This window comes from Streptomyces sp. MMG1121 (assembly GCF_001280015.1).
In the GTDB taxonomy this organism is placed as follows: domain Bacteria; phylum Actinomycetota; class Actinomycetes; order Streptomycetales; family Streptomycetaceae; genus Streptomyces.
Window position 1 is genome coordinate 43521 of sequence record NZ_LGDV01000196.1, and the last position, 14366, is coordinate 57886.

Consider the following 14366-nt stretch of genomic DNA (forward strand, 5'->3'; position numbering starts at 1 on the left):
CGTGTTCCGACTGGTACCGCCCATGCACGGGACTCGCACAGAACGGTTCCCTACGATGGCGCGGTGACCAGTACCGCGTCCTCCACGGACCTCCGGCAGGGCCAGGCGCCGCACGATGAGCGGCCGGCGTGGCAGCAGCGGCTGCGCCGATTCGGGTACGTACCGGCCAAGGACGCGCCGTCGGGCGACGTACGCGACCGGCTGGTGCCCCCGTACGCCGAGCCCGGCTCCCGGCTGTGGCAGGCGCTCGGCGTGCCGCCGGTCCTCGCCGAGCGGATCACGCGCTGGTCCGGCTGGGGCGGTCCGCTGCTGGTCACGCTGATGGCGGGCCTGATGCGGTTCTGGAACCTGGGCAGCCCGCGCGCGGTGATATTCGACGAGACGTACTACGCCAAGGACGCCTGGGCGCTCGTCCACCGAGGTTTCGAGGTCAACTGGGACAAGAACGCCAACGACCTGGTCCTGCAGACGCACGGGCACCTCGCGATCCCGACGGACGCGGCGTACGTCGTGCATCCGCCGGTCGGCAAGTACGTCATCGGGCTCGGCGAGCTGATCTTCGGGTTCAACCCGTTCGGCTGGCGGTTCATGACCGCTCTGCTGGGCACGCTGTCCGTGCTGCTGCTGTGCCGGATCGGGCGCCGGATCTTCCGCTCGACGTTCCTCGGCTGCCTGGCGGGCACGCTGATGGCGGTGGACGGCCTGCACTTCGTGATGAGCCGGACCTCGCTGCTGGACGGCGTGCTGATGTTCTTCGTGGTGGCCGCGTTCGGTTGCCTGGTCATCGACCGGGACCGGACACGGGCGAGACTGGCCGCCGCCCTGCCGGTGGGAGCCGACGGCCGGGTCCGTCCGGACGCGCACGTCGGCGACACCCTCCGCCTGGGCCTGCGTCCCTGGCGTTGGGCGACCGGGCTGATGCTGGGCCTGGCCATCGGCACCAAGTGGAACGGCCTGTACATCCTGGCCGCGTTCTGCGTGATGGCGGTCCTGTGGGACGTCGGCGCCCGCAGGACGGCCGGTGCGCGTCACCCGTATGCCGCAGCTCTCAAGTACGACACCGGCCTCGCCTTCGTCGCGACCGTTCCGCTGGCCATCGCCGTCTACCTGCTCTCCTGGCTCGGCTGGATCCTCTCCCCGACCGACGGCACGGGCGGCTACTTCCGCAACTGGGCGGCCACCGACGGCAAGGGCGGCAGCTGGGCCTTCCTGCCGGATTGGCTGCGCAGCCTGTGGCACTACGAGCACGAGGTGTACGAGTTCCACGTCGGGCTGACGTCCCCGCACACCTACCAGTCCAATCCGTGGAGCTGGATCGTGCTGGGCCGCCCGGTGTCGTACTTCTACGAGTCCCCGAGCCCCGGAACCGACGGCTGCCCGGCGAACGCGGGCCAGAAGTGCGCGCGTGAGGTCCTGGCGCTCGGCACACCGCTGCTGTGGTGGGCGGCCTGCTTCGCGATCCTGTACGTGCTGTGGCGCTGGGCGTTCCGCCGCGACTGGCGGGCCGGGGCCATCGCGTGCGGGATCGCGGCCGGCTATCTGCCGTGGTTCATGTACCAGGAGCGGACGATCTTCCTCTTCTACGCGGTCGTCTTCGTGCCGTTCCTGTGTCTGGCGGTGGCGATGATGATCGGCGCGATCATCGGCCCACCGGGCTCGAGCGACACCCGCCGGGTCGTCGGCGCGTCGGCGGCGGGCGTCCTGGTGCTGCTGATCGTCTGGAACTTCATCTACTTCTGGCCGCTCTACACCGGCACCGCGATCCCGATAGACCAGTGGCGGTCGCGGATGTGGCTGGACACCTGGGTCTGAGTCACGGCTTCGGCGACACCGGACACAGCCGGCGGTGCCGCCATCGGCACCGCGCGCGTGCAGAGCGGTTCGCCCGGCGACGGCGCCCTGCGGCGGGAAGCCCCGGCCGCTCGTCTACGAGAGCGCGCCGACGACGGCCGCGGCGGCCGGTCCGACTGCCGCTTCCGCCGGTCGCCGGGGCGACGTGGCCCCCTCTGCGATGCCCAGGGACGGCGGGCACGGCGTCAACGCGACCGGGCCGATTGTCGCAACCGTGCTACGGAATGCCGGCCGACGTCACCCGCAAAGGCGGGGACTTTAAGGTGTTGGCGGTCGTTGGGGAGTGTGAAGGGGCGGCGGGGCCCTGGGGAAGGCACGGAGGAACTGAGGCTGTGGGCAAGAGAAGGCGCGTCGCCGAGCGACGGAATACGACCCGACCCGCCGTGCTCGGCGGGATGATCGCCGTGGTCGTCGGCGGCGTCGGATTCGGCGTCTACGCGCTGACCGGCGGCGGCGCGGCGGCCGACGAGGGCACGTCCGCCACGGCCGACCACAAGGCCGTCAAGACCGGCCCGGTCAGCGCCGCCGAGGTCCACGCGGTCTCCGCCCGCTTTCTGACGGCCTGGCAGCAGGGCAGGATCAGCGAGGCGGCCGCCGCCACGACCGACGCGCCGGACGCGACCAAGCTGCTCACCGGCTTCACCAAGGACGCCCGCCTCAAGGGCGTCACGCTCACCCCCGGCGCGGCCACGGGCGCGAAGGTCCCGTTCTCCGTCAAGGCGACGGTGTCGTACCAGAAGCTCAGCAAACCCCTGGCGTACGGCAGTTCGCTCACCGTGGTGCGCCGGGCGAGCGACGGCAGGCCGCTGGTCGACTGGCACTCCTCCGTCGTCCACCCGGACCTGCAGGACGGCGACACCCTCGTCACCGGCGAGTCCGGCACCCCGCCCGTCAAGGCCCTGGACCGTGACGGCGGCGAGCTGACGGCCGCCAAGTACCCGTCACTGGGCACGGTGTTGGACGGTCTGCGCGAGAAGTACGGCAAGACGGCGGGCGGCAAGGCGGGCATCGAGCTGCGCGTGGTGCGCGGCAAGGCCTCGCAGAAGGCCCAGCTCTCCGACAAGACGCTGGCGGAGCTGAGCCAGGGCACGCCGGGCACGGTGAAGACGACGCTGAACCCTGCCCTCCAGGCGGCTGCCGAGCAGCAGGTGGCCAAGCAGGCGAAGGCGTCCGTGGTGGTCGTGCGGCCGTCCACGGGCGAGATCCTCGCGGTCGCCAACAGCGGGCACGGTTTCAACGTCGGCTTCCAGGGCTCCCTCGCGCCCGGCTCCACGATGAAGATCGTGACGTCGACGATGCTGTTCGAGAAGAAGCTCACCACCCCGGACGCCTCCCACCCCTGCCCCAAGACGTACAAGCTCGCCGGCTGGACCTTCCACAACGACGACAACTCCGAGATCAAGAAGGGCACGTTCGAGCAGAGCTTCGGGGCCTCCTGCAACAACGCCTTCATCGACTTCGCGCCGAAGCTGTCCAACAGCGACCTGACGAACGAGGCCCAGCAGGTCTACGGCCTCGGCATGGACAACTGGGCCATCGGCGTCCCGTCGTTCGACGGTTCCGTGCCGGTGCAGAGCGGGGCGCAGATGGGCGCCTCGCTGATCGGGCAGGGCGGGGTGCGCATGAACCCGCTGAACATGGCCTCGGTGGCGTCGACGGTGGAGACGGGCACCTTCCACCAGCCGTACCTGGTGTCGCCCTCGGTGGACAACCGCACACTGGCGAAGGCCTCGCGCACGATGTCGTCGAAGACCCAGGGCCAGCTGAAGGAGGTCATGCGGTTCACGGCGGCGTACGGCACGGCGGCCAAGGCGATGGCGGGCGTGAGCGGTGACGTCGGCGCCAAGACCGGCTCCGCCGAGGTCGACGGGCAGAAGAAGCCGAACGGCTGGTTCACCGCCTACCGCGGCGACCTCGCCGCCGCGGGCGTGGTCGAGGCGGGCGGTCACGGCGGCGACACGGCCGGGCCGATCGTGGCGGCGCTACTGAAGATGGGCGGCTGACCCGCCGAGAACCGGGGAAAGGCGGGATCAGGTCCGTACCGGCTCCGCCGTGTACGTACGGCGCAGGAAGCGCACCAGCGCCTTCGACTCGAACTGGACGACCTCGACGCCACTGGCGGAGTGGAACTCCACCACGGCCTGCACGCGCCCGCACGGCCACACCCGTACGGCGCCGCTCTCGGCCGGTACCCGCAGCCCCCGCTCCAGCAACGCGCGCGAGATGGTCCACTCGTGCGGGCCCGGGAGGCCGAACCGGACCGACCGTGGGTCGGTGTCGGGGTCGTACCGCAGGACCACCGGTACGGCCCCCGGGTCCTCCTCGTCCGTGACGATGTGGGCGCGGGCGTACTGTTCGACCACAGACATCAGACCGCCCTCTCACGCTGAGTCACCTTTACGGAAGCTATTCATCCGCTTTCTCTCCAATGTGCCATATTTTCCGATTCACGCTTCCCGGGAGCGGTGAATCTCAAGGACCGATGGACAACCGTTTCGAGACAGCCTGGTTCTTGCAAAGTCTTCGCAACAAGCCTCTAAAATCGAACGGTGCATGTACCTGACGGATTCATCGACGCCCCGACCTCCGCGGTCACCGGAGTGGTCGCCGCCGGCGCCCTCGCGGTGAGCCTGCGCGGCGCCCGCCGCGAACTCGACGAGAAGACGGCCCCGCTGGCCGGTCTGGTGGCGGCGTTCGTCTTCGCCGTCCAGATGCTCAACTTCCCCGTGGCGGCCGGTACGAGCGGCCATCTGCTCGGCGGCGCGCTCGCCGCGATCCTCGTCGGCCCCTACACAGGCGTGTTGTGCGTGTCGGTCGTGCTGCTCATGCAGGGCGTGCTGTTCGCGGACGGCGGCCTCACCGCGCTCGGGGTGAACATCACCGACATGGCGATCGTCACCACGGTCGTGTCGTACGCCGTCTTCCGCGGCCTGCTCGCCGTGCTGCCCCGCAAGCGTCGCTCGGTGACCGTCGCGTCCTTCGTCGCCGCGCTGGTCTCCGTGCCGGCCGCCGCCGTCGCCTTCACGCTCATGTACGCGATCGGCGGCACGACGGACGTGTCCCTCGGCAAGGTCGCGACCGCGATGATCGGCGTCCACGTTCTGATCGGCGTCGGCGAGGCGGTCATCACCGCGCTCACGGTGAGCGCGGTGATCGCCGTGCGCCCCGACCTGGTGCACGGCGCGCGCGGCCTGCGGCAGCGGCTCCAGTTGCGTGTGAACGGCGCGCTGGTGGACATGCCGGCGCCCACGGCGCCCGTGGCAGCGCGCACCTCCCGGCGCGCGCTGTGGGTGACGGGGCTGGTCACCTCCCTCGTCCTCGCCGGGTTCGTCAGCTTCTACGCCTCCGCGAACCCCGACGGCCTGGAGAAGGTCGCGCACGACCAGGGGATCGACGCGAAGACCGAGAAGCACGCCTCGGCCGACTCCCCGCTCGCCGACTACGGCGTCAAGGACGTCTCCGACGCCCGTCTGTCCGGCGGCCTCGCCGGCGTGATCGGCGTCGGGGTCACCGTCGTCGCGGGCAGCGCGGTGTTCTGGGCGGTGCGCCGGCGCCGCGACGCGGAGATCTCGCCCGCCTCGACGGCCGGCACGAGCGTCTGACGTGGGTGCCGGGCACGCACACAGGCTGTACCGGCACGGGCACTCGCCCGTGCACGCCCTGCCGCCACACACCAAGCTCACGGCCGCCTTCCTGTTCGTGATGGTCGTGGTGTCCACCCCGCGCGAGGCGACATGGGCGTTCGCGGTGTACGCCGTCCTGCTCGCGTACGTCGCGTACGTCGTACGCGTGCCCGCCCTCTTTCTGCTCAAACGGCTGCTGATCGAGGGGCCGTTCGTGGCCTTCGCGGTGCTCATGCCGTTCGTGGCCGAGGGCGAGCGGGTACACGTCCTGGGTCTCTCGCTCAGCGTGAACGGACTCTGGGGCGCCTGGAACGTGCTCGCCAAGGGCACGCTCGGCGTCGCCGTCTCCGTGCTGCTGGCCGCCACCACCGAGCTGCGCGCACTGCTGCTCGGGCTCCAGCGGCTGAGGCTGCCCCCGCTGCTCGTGCAGATCTCCTCCTTCATGATCCGCTACGGCGACGTCATCACCGACGAGATGCGCCGGATGCGCATCGCCCGCGAGTCGCGCGGCTTCGAGGCGAAGGGCGTGCGGCACTGGGGCGTGCTCGCCAAGTCCGCCGGCGCGCTGTTCATCCGCTCCTACGAGCGCGGGGAGCGCGTGCACCTGGCCATGGTGAGCCGGGGGTACGCCGGTGCCATGCCGGTCATCGACGAGGTGACCGCGTCCCCGGCGCAGTGGCGTCTCGCCCTCGCGCTCCCCAGCACCGCCCTCGTCGTCTGTCTACTGGGATGGATCCTGTGACCACCGCTTCGAGCACCGCTTCCCTGGAGGTCTCCGGCCTCGCCTTCGCCTACCCCGACGGCCACCAGGCCCTGTTCGGCGTCGACTTCACCATCGCGCGCGGCGAACGGGTCGCGCTGCTTGGCCCGAACGGCGCCGGCAAGACCACCCTGGTGCTCCACCTCAACGGCATCCTGAGCGGCGGCACGGGTGCCGTCACGGTGGCCGGACTGCCGGTCGGCAAGCGGCACATGGCGGCCGTCCGGCAGAAGGTCGGCATCGTCTTCCAGGACCCGGACGACCAGCTGTTCATGCCGACCGTGCGCGAGGACGTGGCCTTCGGCCCGGCCGCCGCCGGAATCAAGGGCGCGGCCCTGGAGGACCGGGTACGGCACGCCCTGGAGCGCGTCGGCATGCAGGACTTCGCCGACCGCCCGCCGCACCATCTGTCCTTCGGCCAGCGCCGCCGCGTCGCCGTGGCCACCGTGCTCGCGATGGAGCCGGAGATCCTCGTCCTGGACGAGCCCTCTTCCAACCTCGACCCGGCCTCCCGCCGTGAGCTCGCCGACATCCTGCGCTCCCTGGACGTCACGGTCCTCATGGTCACCCACGACCTGCCCTACGCCCTGGAACTCTGCCCGCGCTCCCTGATCCTCAGCGACGGCGTGATCGCAGCCGACGGCCGGACCGCCGGCCTCCTCTCCGACGAGGAGCTGATGCGGGCTCACCGCCTGGAGCTGCCGTTCGGGTTCGACCCTCGGGCGGTGGCGGGGCGGGCGTGAGGGCTGGACGGCGCATGGTGCGCAAGTAGGCGCGCGTGACGAGTGTGCGCGCCGTGGTGTGGCTGACGGGGCGCGCGGGGCGGGGGTGCGCGCCGAGGTGGTGGAGGTGCGCGCTGGGACGTGTGCGAGGGGTGTGCGCGGCGGGTGGCGCGGCGCGTCCGCGAGAATGGGGCGCGTGATGCCTCAAGACGAGCGAGACGACGAAGGGGCCGCCGGGTCGCTGCTGCTGGACGACCAGCTGTGCTTCGCGCTGTACGCCGCACAGCGCGCCGTGACCGCCGCATACCGTCCACTTCTGGACGACCTCGGGCTCACCTACCCCCAGTACCTCGTGCTCCTGGTGCTCTGGGAGCACGGCGAGACCAGCGTGAAAGAGCTGGCGCGCGCCCTGCGGCTGGACTACGGGACCATCTCGCCGTTGCTGAAGCGGCTGGAGGGGGCGGGTCTGGTGCGCAGGGAGCGCGCGGCGGGCGACGAGCGCTCGGTGCTCGTCGTGTGCACCGGGCGCGCGGAGGAACTCAGGGAGCGCGCGGCGCGCGTCCCCGGCGCGCTCCTCGCCACGACGGGGCTCGACACGCAGGGGGTCGCACGGTTGCGCGCGGAGTTGTGGCAGCTCACCGAGCGCGCCGACACGGCGGCCGACAGGCACCGAGCGCACTGAACCCGCGCTGTCCGCGGTTGCCCACCCTGCTGACGCTTGCTGACCTACCGGCCAGTACCTTGTGCACGATGCATCTGTGCGCCACTTGTTCCGGGGAAGGCCGGCCATGACCGAAGACACCGCCGTCGACACCCGTCCGACGAAGATCATGTACGTCGCCGAGGCTACCGCCCACGGCGGCCGGGACGGCTATGTCACCAGCCAGGATGGCCAGCTGGCGCTGAAGGTCGCGATGCCTCCGGAGCTGGGCGGCGACGGCAACGGCACCAACCCGGAGCAGCTGCTCGCGGCCGGTTACAGCTCCTGCTTCCACAACGCGCTGATCCTGGTCGGAAACCGCGCGGGCTACGACCTGACCGGCTCCACGGTGGCCGCCAAGGTCGGCATCGGCCCCAACAAGCAACGCGGCTACGGACTCGCGGTCGCCCTCAGCGTCTCCCTGCCGGTCCTGGACGCCGACCTCGCCGCCAAGCTGGTGGACGCGGCGCACGAGGTCTGCCCCTACTCGAACGCGACGCGCGGCAACATCGACGTAACGATCCTGCTGGGCTGATCCCACCGAGGAATCGCAGGCGCGCAGTGGTTGTTGCAGGCACTGTCGCAGGCGATCGGAAGGAACGGCGGACGTGGACGTGGAGATGAACGGCACTGTGGCCGAGGGCTTCGAGCCGGTCAGGGAGGCGTTCGCCGCGAACTTCGCGCTGCTCGGGGAACGCGGCGCGGCGGTGACCGTGTACCGCGACGGGCACAAGGCGGTCGACCTGTGGGCCGGCGCGAAGAACGTCGACGACACGGTCGGCATGGCGGGTTCGGCCCCCTGGGAGCCGGGGACCGCGCAGATCGTGCGCTCCGCGACCAAGGGCGTCGCCGCCGCCGCGCTCCTGCTCCTGCACCAGCGCGGCGAGCTGGACCTGGACGCCCCGGTCGGCACGTACTGGCCGGAATACAAGGCGGCCGGCAAGGAACACACCCTCGTGCGGCACCTGCTCGCCCACCGCGCGGGCATACCCGTGCTGGACCGGCCGCTGACCCCTGCCGAGGCCGCCGACCCCGATCTGGGCGCCGCCGCCGTCGCCGCGCAGCCGCCGGTGTGGGAGCCGGGCACGGACCACGGCTACCACGCCCAGACCTACAGCTGGCTCACCGGCGAGCTGATCCGGCGGATCACCGGCCGCCCGGCCGGCGAGTGGATCGCGGACGAAATCGCGAGACCCGTCGGCGCGGATCTGTGGCTCGGCCTGCCGGAATCGGAGCACGCGCGCGTGGGCCGCGTCGGGCCGGTCGAGGCGCCTGCGGCGGCAGGCGGTCTGAAGACCCGTCCCAAGCGCGCGGTGGCCGAGGCCTACGCCGACCCGGACTCCCTGACCCGGCGCGCGTTCGCCGCGATCACCCCGCTCCCCGACGAGAACGACCCCGCCTACCGCGCGGCCACCCTGCCCGCCTCCAACGGCATCGCCACCGCCGACGGGCTGGCCCGCTTCTACGCCTCGCTGATCGGCGAAGTGGACGGCGGCACGCGCCTGTTCACCCCGCGGACGGCGGAACTGGCCCGCGCCGAGCAGTCGGCCGGTCCGGACCGAGTCCTGGTGGTGGGCACCCGCTTCGGCCGCGGCTACATGCTCCACGGCAGCGCATCGCCGCTGCTCTCCCCCCACTCCTTCGGCCACCCGGGCCGGGGCGGCGCCCTCGCCTTCGCCGACCCGGAGACCGGCATCTCCTTCGGCTATGTCACCAACGGCTTCAGGAAGAGCGTGACGGCGGACCCGAGGGCGCAGGCGCTGGTACGGGCGCTGCGTACGGCGCTCGCATAAGGCGCGCGCCCACGGCCGCACGACGCCCGCACGGGGCGCACACCCACAGCCGCACGCCCCGCCCACCCGAGAGCGCATCCCGAGGGCGCACCCGGATGCGCACGGTGCGAAGTCCACGCTGGGGAGCGCGCGCCTGGGCGCGCTCCCCAGTACCACCCGCCATCCGCCCCGTCTCACGCGTCGCCACACGCCATCACGCGTCACCACGCGTCACCACGCGTTGTCACACGTTGATCGGGTGCGAGATTCGTCCGGACGCCGAGTCGATCTCTCCGTGGGCCTTGTTCAGCAGGTGCATGGCCAGTTCGTTGAGGGCACGCGCGCCGGCGATCTCTTCGCCGACCCGGGGTTGGTTGGAGTCGATGGTGTGCCGGCTGGCCCGGCCGTGCGCCCGCACCTCCGAGCCATCGGGCAAGCGCACCATGGCCACCGCGCGCGTGTGCTGATCGTCCTCCACGAACTCCAGCTCGATGTGCCATCCGACAGTGGTGTGCATCATGACGACCACCTCCGAAATCTGCTGCTTCCAGGGTGCGCCCCGGCACCCCGGCCGTCATGTCGACGCCGGACGCGGCCCCCGCCCCGCACGGACCCGCAGCCCCTCTCAGGCGTCCTTCCCCTCGAAGCTGGCGAAGTACGCGGCGGCCATGTCCTCGTCCCCGTGGCCCTGGGCGGCGGCGCGGGCGAACCGTTCGGCACTCGCGGCGGCGACATCGAGCCGTACGCCGACGCGCTCGCCGGCCTGGACGATCAGCCGGGCGTCCTTCGCGGCGGTGGCCACCGCGAACGACGCCGGCGACAGCGCGCCGTCGAGCACCAGCGCGGCCTTGGCCCGCAGATAACCCATGTCGAGCGGGCCGCCCTCGATGAGGTCGAAGAAGCCCTGCGGATCCACGCCGAGGGCCTGGGAGAGGGCGAGGACCTCGCCGGTCGCGGCGGTGACGGCCAGCACCCAGCTGTTGGCGACCAGCTTCAGCCGGCTCGCGCTGCCCGCCGCGCCGTCCTCGCCGGTCCACACGGTCTTCGCGCCGACCGCGTCGAAGACGGGGGTGACCGTCGCCCGCCCCTCCTGCGGCCCGGCGGCCAGCACGGTCAGCTGACCGGCCTCGGCGGGCTGACGGGTGCCGAGGACGGGGGCGTCGTAGAAGACGAGTCCGTGCTCGCGGGCGAAGGCGGACAGGTCCGTGACGAGGTCGATCCCGGCGGTGGTGCACTGGGCCCACACCGTGCCGGGGCGCAGTGCGGGGGCGGCCTCGCGCATGGTGTCCAGGACGGCGGTGCCGTCGTAGAGCATCGTCAGGACGACGTCGGCGCCCTCGACGGCCTCGGCGGGTGTGCCGGCGACCCGGGCGCCGTCGGCGGTGAGCGGCTCGGCCTTCTCGCGCGTCCGGTTCCAGACGCGTACGTCCAGCCCGGCCCGGCACAGGTTGCGCGCCATGGCGGCCCCCATGATGCCGGTGCCCAGCACACTGACGGTCGGCTTGTCGGTCATTGAGGGCTCCCTGTCGTCGTCCGGCTGCTGCCTCACGGTCCCCGGCCATCTTCGTGGCACGGCCGGGCTCATGCACGCGCGTGCACCGCGCGAACCGGGGTCCGCTACCCGGCACTACCCGGCGCTACCCGGCGTGCAACATCAGCCCGATCCCCACCACCAGCAGCCCCGCCGCCGCGATCCTCGGCGTGCCGAAGCGCTCCTTGAAGAACACCGCGCCGATCGCGGCGCCGACGATGATCGAGGACTCGCGCAGGGCGGCGACGGGGGCGAGTTCGGCGCGGGTCTGGGCCCACAGGACGAGGCCGTACGCGGCGACGGACAAGGCGGCGCCGAGGAGTCCTAGGGCGGCGTAGGGGCGGAGCAGCCGGACGGTGCCGCCACGCGCGCGTGCGTACATGCAGGCAGGGATGACGACGCCCTCGATGGCCATGAGCCAGGCGATGTAGCCGAGCGGGGAGTGCGCGGCGCGTACGCCGAGGCCGTCGATCACCGTGTACGCGGCGATCGTCAGCCCGGTCGCGAGGGCCGCGCCGATCGCCGCCCAGTGCGGCGGTCTGCCGCGCAGCCCCCACAGGCTGACGCCGGTGAGCCCGACGCAGGACACGGCGATCCCGGCCAGCGCCCAGGGGCCGGGCACCTCGTGCGCGAACAGGCCCGCCAGCACGGTGACCACGAGCGGAGCGGTACCGCGCGCGATGGGGTAGGCCTGCCCGAAGTCGCCCAGCCGGAAGGAGGTCATGAGCAGGGCGTAGTAGAGGATGTGTACGACCGCCGAGGCCAGCAGGTACGGCCAGGCAGGCCCCGCCGGGAACGCCACGAACGGCGCCATGGCGAGCCCGATCAGGACCCCGCCCCCGGATATCAGGGTGAATCCGACGAGTTTGTCGGTGATGCGGTGCGCGATGGCGTTCCAGCTGGCGTGGGTCACGGCGGCACACAGGACGGCGGCCGTGACGAGCGGCGTCACGCGGTCCGCTCGCGCACGTCCACCACATCGGCGCCGGCATGGGTCACGAGCGCCTTCGGCTCGATCGGGAAGACGGTGTACGGCGTGCCGGCCGCCGCCCACACCACGTCGTGCGCGAGCAGCGAGCTGTCGGCGAGGACACGCGTGCGCGTGCGGTGCCCGAAGGGGGGGACGCCGCCGATGGCGTACCCGGTGGTCTCGCGTACGACGCCGGCGTCGGCCCGGGTGACCTTGCCCGCGCCCAGTTCCTCGCGCACCCGCCGCACGTCCACGCGCGAGGCGCCGTCCATCAGGACGAGCACGGGGACACCGTCGGCGGCGAAGACCAGCGACTTGCAGATCTGGCTCAGCTCGCACCCGATCGCGGAGGCGGCCTCGGCGGCGGTCCGGGTGGCCTCGGGGAACCGCCGGGCCCGTGCGAGGACGTCGTCCAGCCCGAGCGCACGCATCGCTTCGGCGAACCGGGGGTGGGCTCCGGACTCTCCGGTGTCAGTGGCGGTCGTCGTCATGCCCGGCACGCTACGGCATCGTTCCGGCCGTGCTCACGGGGTTTTCAGCCGCCGCTCGTGCACCGCTCGGTCCAGCGGACATGCGCGGCGGAGCCAGGTTCCGACTGTGATCATCCGCCGACTTTGTGATTTCCTGACGCGTATTAGAACAGGAGTTTACGGCCGGGCCGTCGCGGCGGACCGGCCTACGGGGGAACGGGGAATCACCGTGAGCGAAGGCAAAGCCGTACCGGCGGACGACAAACTTCCGGAACCGGGTCAGTCGAAACTGCCGCTGACCCCGGACGAGTTGCAGAAGCATCACGTCATCCCGGGCTTCGAGGGGCTCCACACGGCTCCGCCCGCCTCGAGCACCAAAGACCCGCTGAACATGCCGACGCTGCAACCGGACACGCCCGGGCTCCTCCGCCCACCGGGACAGTCCGGCCCGCCGGCGGACATACCCGGGCTGCTCACGCCTCCGGGACAGTCCGGCCAGTCCCGGGAACGGCTGGAGATCGCACCGGCCGTCCTCAACAAGGCCGCGGGCAGCGTGGACGACATCCACGACGACTTCTACAAGCCGGCCGCCTCGCTGGAGGAGCCGGCGCTGAAGGCCGTAGCGGCACTCACGGAGTTCGAGTCGGCGCGTGCGATCCGGCTGGCCCACCGGCAGTGGGAGCGGCAGTCCGGCACGGTCACGGCATGGCTGACCCACATCGCCGAGAGCCTGCGGTCGGCCGACAGCACCTACAAGAAGACCGACTGCGCCGTCGGCGACACGGCACGGCAGGTGCAGATCCGCTCGGCGCTGATGGACTACTGACATGGCCGACACCTTCTACCAGGCCCTGATGACGGCCGATCTGACGGTCCTGGACAAGCTGGCGGACCGCTGGGACGGCATCCACACCTCCATCAAGGGCCTCGGCAAGCGCATGCACGACGAAGTCCTCACCCCGCTGCGCGCCAAGGGCTACTGGGAGGGGGCCGCGGCCCCGTACGCCTGGAAGATGATCGACGACATCCAGCGGCAGTTGGAGCACGCGACGTCCGTGGCGGACGCCTCGCGGCGCGTCGTCGAGGACGCGGTGGGCGATCTGAAGTCCGCCCAGAAGGATCTCAAGGACGCCGTCCGGCGGGCCACGGACAAGGGCCTCTACATCCAGTCGGACGGGACGCTCGCCCCCGACGTCGTGGGCGGTGTCTGCAAGGCGGACACCACCAAGGACGACAAGAAGGACATCGAGACGGCACGGCACGAGATCGCGGACATCCTCAAGCGCGGCGTCACGGCCGACCGCAACCTCGCCTTCAGCCTGATGGCGGACATCGGCCTGGGCCCGTGGTTCAACGACAAGCCCGGGTTCACGGACATCGACTCCACGGGCAGGATCGGGGAGGACGAGTACAACGCGCTGGATCTCGCCATGCAGGGCAAGAACCCGTATCCGGCGTCCAGTTCGGACGATCCGTACTCGCTCGGCTGGGACTGGGTGACCGGCGACGGCCCCCGGCACCGCGAGTACCACAGCGGGGACGAGATGACCGAGCTGATCCGGTCCAGCGAGAGCATGCACAAGCTGCGGGCGGACACGCTGCAGCAGTGGCGTTCCACGGGGCAGCCCGAGGGCGACGTGGCCTATTCGATCTCGTCCGGCGGCAAGGTGGGAGCCTTCAAGAAGCTCATCACCACCGACCTGCCCGCGATCGTCACCGGCGACGAGGACCACCTGGGCGAGGCGTTCACCGGCTCGTACAACCTGCACTACAACGTCAAGGGCGAGGACCCCGACGGCTCCCTCGTCGTCGAGTACACCCTGCACAACACCACGAGCAACGAGTCGTTCCTGCACTACGTCGGCTACTACGACTGGCTCAAGAAGACCAACCGCGACCACGGCGTCTTCTCGTCCGAGGACCAGCAGATCGTCTGGACCGAGCGCATTCCGGCGAAGGAGAAGTAA

15 protein-coding genes are annotated in these 14366 nt (G+C 71.3%); 10 read left to right on the forward strand and 5 right to left on the reverse strand.

What is annotated here, in order from left to right:
• Positions 1-63 precede the first annotated feature (63 nt).
• Positions 64-1812 carry a dolichyl-phosphate-mannose--protein mannosyltransferase gene (locus tag ADK64_RS23170; RefSeq protein WP_053661774.1) on the forward strand — a complete coding sequence of 583 codons (1749 nt, stop codon included), beginning with the start codon at positions 64-66 and terminating at the stop codon, positions 1810-1812.
• 371 nt (positions 1813-2183) lie between these two features.
• The gene (locus ADK64_RS23175; protein WP_053661775.1) at positions 2184-3854 is read left to right on the forward strand and encodes a penicillin-binding transpeptidase domain-containing protein; all 1671 of its coding nucleotides are present in this window, start codon (positions 2184-2186) and stop codon (positions 3852-3854) included.
• A gap of 27 nt (positions 3855-3881) precedes the next feature.
• On the opposite strand, the gene ADK64_RS23180 is transcribed toward ADK64_RS23175, so the two are convergent.
• A complete protein-coding gene (locus ADK64_RS23180) occupies positions 3882-4220 on the reverse strand; it encodes an SsgA family sporulation/cell division regulator (protein WP_053661776.1) in 339 nt (112 codons plus the stop codon).
• Positions 4221-4400: 180 nt separating this feature from the next.
• Between ADK64_RS23180 and ADK64_RS23185 the strand changes: the two genes are divergently transcribed.
• The 6 genes from ADK64_RS23185 to ADK64_RS23210 all read left to right on the forward strand — a co-directional run bounded on the left by ADK64_RS23185 (position 4401) and on the right by ADK64_RS23210 (position 9449).
• A complete protein-coding gene (locus ADK64_RS23185) occupies positions 4401-5453 on the forward strand; it encodes an energy-coupling factor ABC transporter permease (RefSeq protein WP_053661777.1) in 1053 nt (350 codons plus the stop codon).
• Between the two features lies 1 nt (position 5454).
• Positions 5455-6216: a cobalt ECF transporter T component CbiQ gene (cbiQ, locus tag ADK64_RS23190; protein ID WP_053661778.1), complete on the forward strand. Its 762-nt coding sequence runs from the start codon at positions 5455-5457 to the stop codon at positions 6214-6216.
• The gene (locus ADK64_RS23195) at positions 6204-6977 is read left to right on the forward strand and encodes an energy-coupling factor ABC transporter ATP-binding protein (RefSeq protein WP_053661779.1); all 774 of its coding nucleotides are present in this window, start codon (positions 6204-6206) and stop codon (positions 6975-6977) included. Before cbiQ ends, ADK64_RS23195 begins: the two co-directional genes overlap by 13 nt.
• A 178-nt stretch (positions 6978-7155) precedes the next feature.
• Positions 7156-7638 (forward strand): MarR family winged helix-turn-helix transcriptional regulator, encoded by a 483-nt coding sequence (locus ADK64_RS23200; protein WP_053661802.1) that lies wholly within the window; start codon positions 7156-7158, stop codon positions 7636-7638.
• 106 nt (positions 7639-7744) lie between these two features.
• Positions 7745-8191 carry an organic hydroperoxide resistance protein gene (locus ADK64_RS23205; protein WP_053661780.1) on the forward strand — a complete coding sequence of 149 codons (447 nt, stop codon included), beginning with the start codon at positions 7745-7747 and terminating at the stop codon, positions 8189-8191.
• Positions 8192-8270: 79 nt separating this feature from the next.
• Positions 8271-9449 carry a serine hydrolase domain-containing protein gene (locus tag ADK64_RS23210; RefSeq protein WP_053661803.1) on the forward strand — a complete coding sequence of 393 codons (1179 nt, stop codon included), beginning with the start codon at positions 8271-8273 and terminating at the stop codon, positions 9447-9449.
• 223 nt (positions 9450-9672) lie between these two features.
• Here the strand turns inward: ADK64_RS23210 and ADK64_RS23215 are convergent, their stop codons facing one another.
• The 4 genes from ADK64_RS23215 to ADK64_RS23230 all read right to left on the reverse strand — a co-directional run bounded on the left by ADK64_RS23215 (position 9673) and on the right by ADK64_RS23230 (position 12420).
• Positions 9673-9948, reverse strand: a complete 276-nt coding sequence (locus tag ADK64_RS23215) for a DUF1876 domain-containing protein (protein WP_053661804.1) — start codon at positions 9946-9948, stop codon at positions 9673-9675.
• A gap of 105 nt (positions 9949-10053) precedes the next feature.
• Positions 10054-10941, reverse strand: coding sequence for an NAD(P)-dependent oxidoreductase (locus ADK64_RS23220; RefSeq protein WP_053661781.1), 888 nt, complete (start codon positions 10939-10941; stop codon positions 10054-10056).
• Positions 10942-11065: 124 nt separating this feature from the next.
• Positions 11066-11911, reverse strand: a complete 846-nt coding sequence (locus tag ADK64_RS23225; RefSeq protein ID WP_053661782.1) for a DMT family transporter — start codon at positions 11909-11911, stop codon at positions 11066-11068.
• Positions 11908-12420 (reverse strand): YbaK/EbsC family protein, encoded by a 513-nt coding sequence (locus tag ADK64_RS23230; protein WP_053661783.1) that lies wholly within the window; start codon positions 12418-12420, stop codon positions 11908-11910. The genes ADK64_RS23225 and ADK64_RS23230 overlap by 4 nt, the downstream gene beginning before the upstream one ends.
• A gap of 208 nt (positions 12421-12628) precedes the next feature.
• Here ADK64_RS23230 and ADK64_RS23235 point away from each other — a divergent pair, with 208 nt between their 5' ends.
• Both ADK64_RS23235 and ADK64_RS23240 read left to right on the forward strand, forming a co-directional pair.
• Positions 12629-13225, forward strand: a complete 597-nt coding sequence (locus ADK64_RS23235) for a hypothetical protein (RefSeq protein WP_053661784.1) — start codon at positions 12629-12631, stop codon at positions 13223-13225.
• Between the two features lies 1 nt (position 13226).
• Positions 13227-14366, forward strand: a complete 1140-nt coding sequence (locus ADK64_RS23240) for a hypothetical protein (protein WP_053661785.1) — start codon at positions 13227-13229, stop codon at positions 14364-14366.

What these genes read in the sequence shown, in the direction of transcription:
- ADK64_RS23205 (WP_053661780.1), top strand. Translation starts at nt 7,745, where the DNA reads ATGACCGAAGACACCGCCGTCGACACCCGTCCGACGAAGATCATGTAC.
- ADK64_RS23180 (WP_053661776.1), bottom strand. Translation starts at nt 4,220, where the DNA reads ATGTCTGTGGTCGAACAGTACGCCCGCGCCCACATCGTCACGGACGAG.
- ADK64_RS23215 (WP_053661804.1), bottom strand. Translation starts at nt 9,948, where the DNA reads ATGATGCACACCACTGTCGGATGGCACATCGAGCTGGAGTTCGTGGAG.
- ADK64_RS23200 (WP_053661802.1), top strand. Translation starts at nt 7,156, where the DNA reads ATGCCTCAAGACGAGCGAGACGACGAAGGGGCCGCCGGGTCGCTGCTG.
- ADK64_RS23195 (WP_053661779.1), top strand. Translation starts at nt 6,204, where the DNA reads ATGGATCCTGTGACCACCGCTTCGAGCACCGCTTCCCTGGAGGTCTCC.
- ADK64_RS23220 (WP_053661781.1), bottom strand. Translation starts at nt 10,941, where the DNA reads ATGACCGACAAGCCGACCGTCAGTGTGCTGGGCACCGGCATCATGGGG.
- ADK64_RS23230 (WP_053661783.1), bottom strand. Translation starts at nt 12,420, where the DNA reads ATGACGACGACCGCCACTGACACCGGAGAGTCCGGAGCCCACCCCCGG.
- ADK64_RS23240 (WP_053661785.1), top strand. Translation starts at nt 13,227, where the DNA reads ATGGCCGACACCTTCTACCAGGCCCTGATGACGGCCGATCTGACGGTC.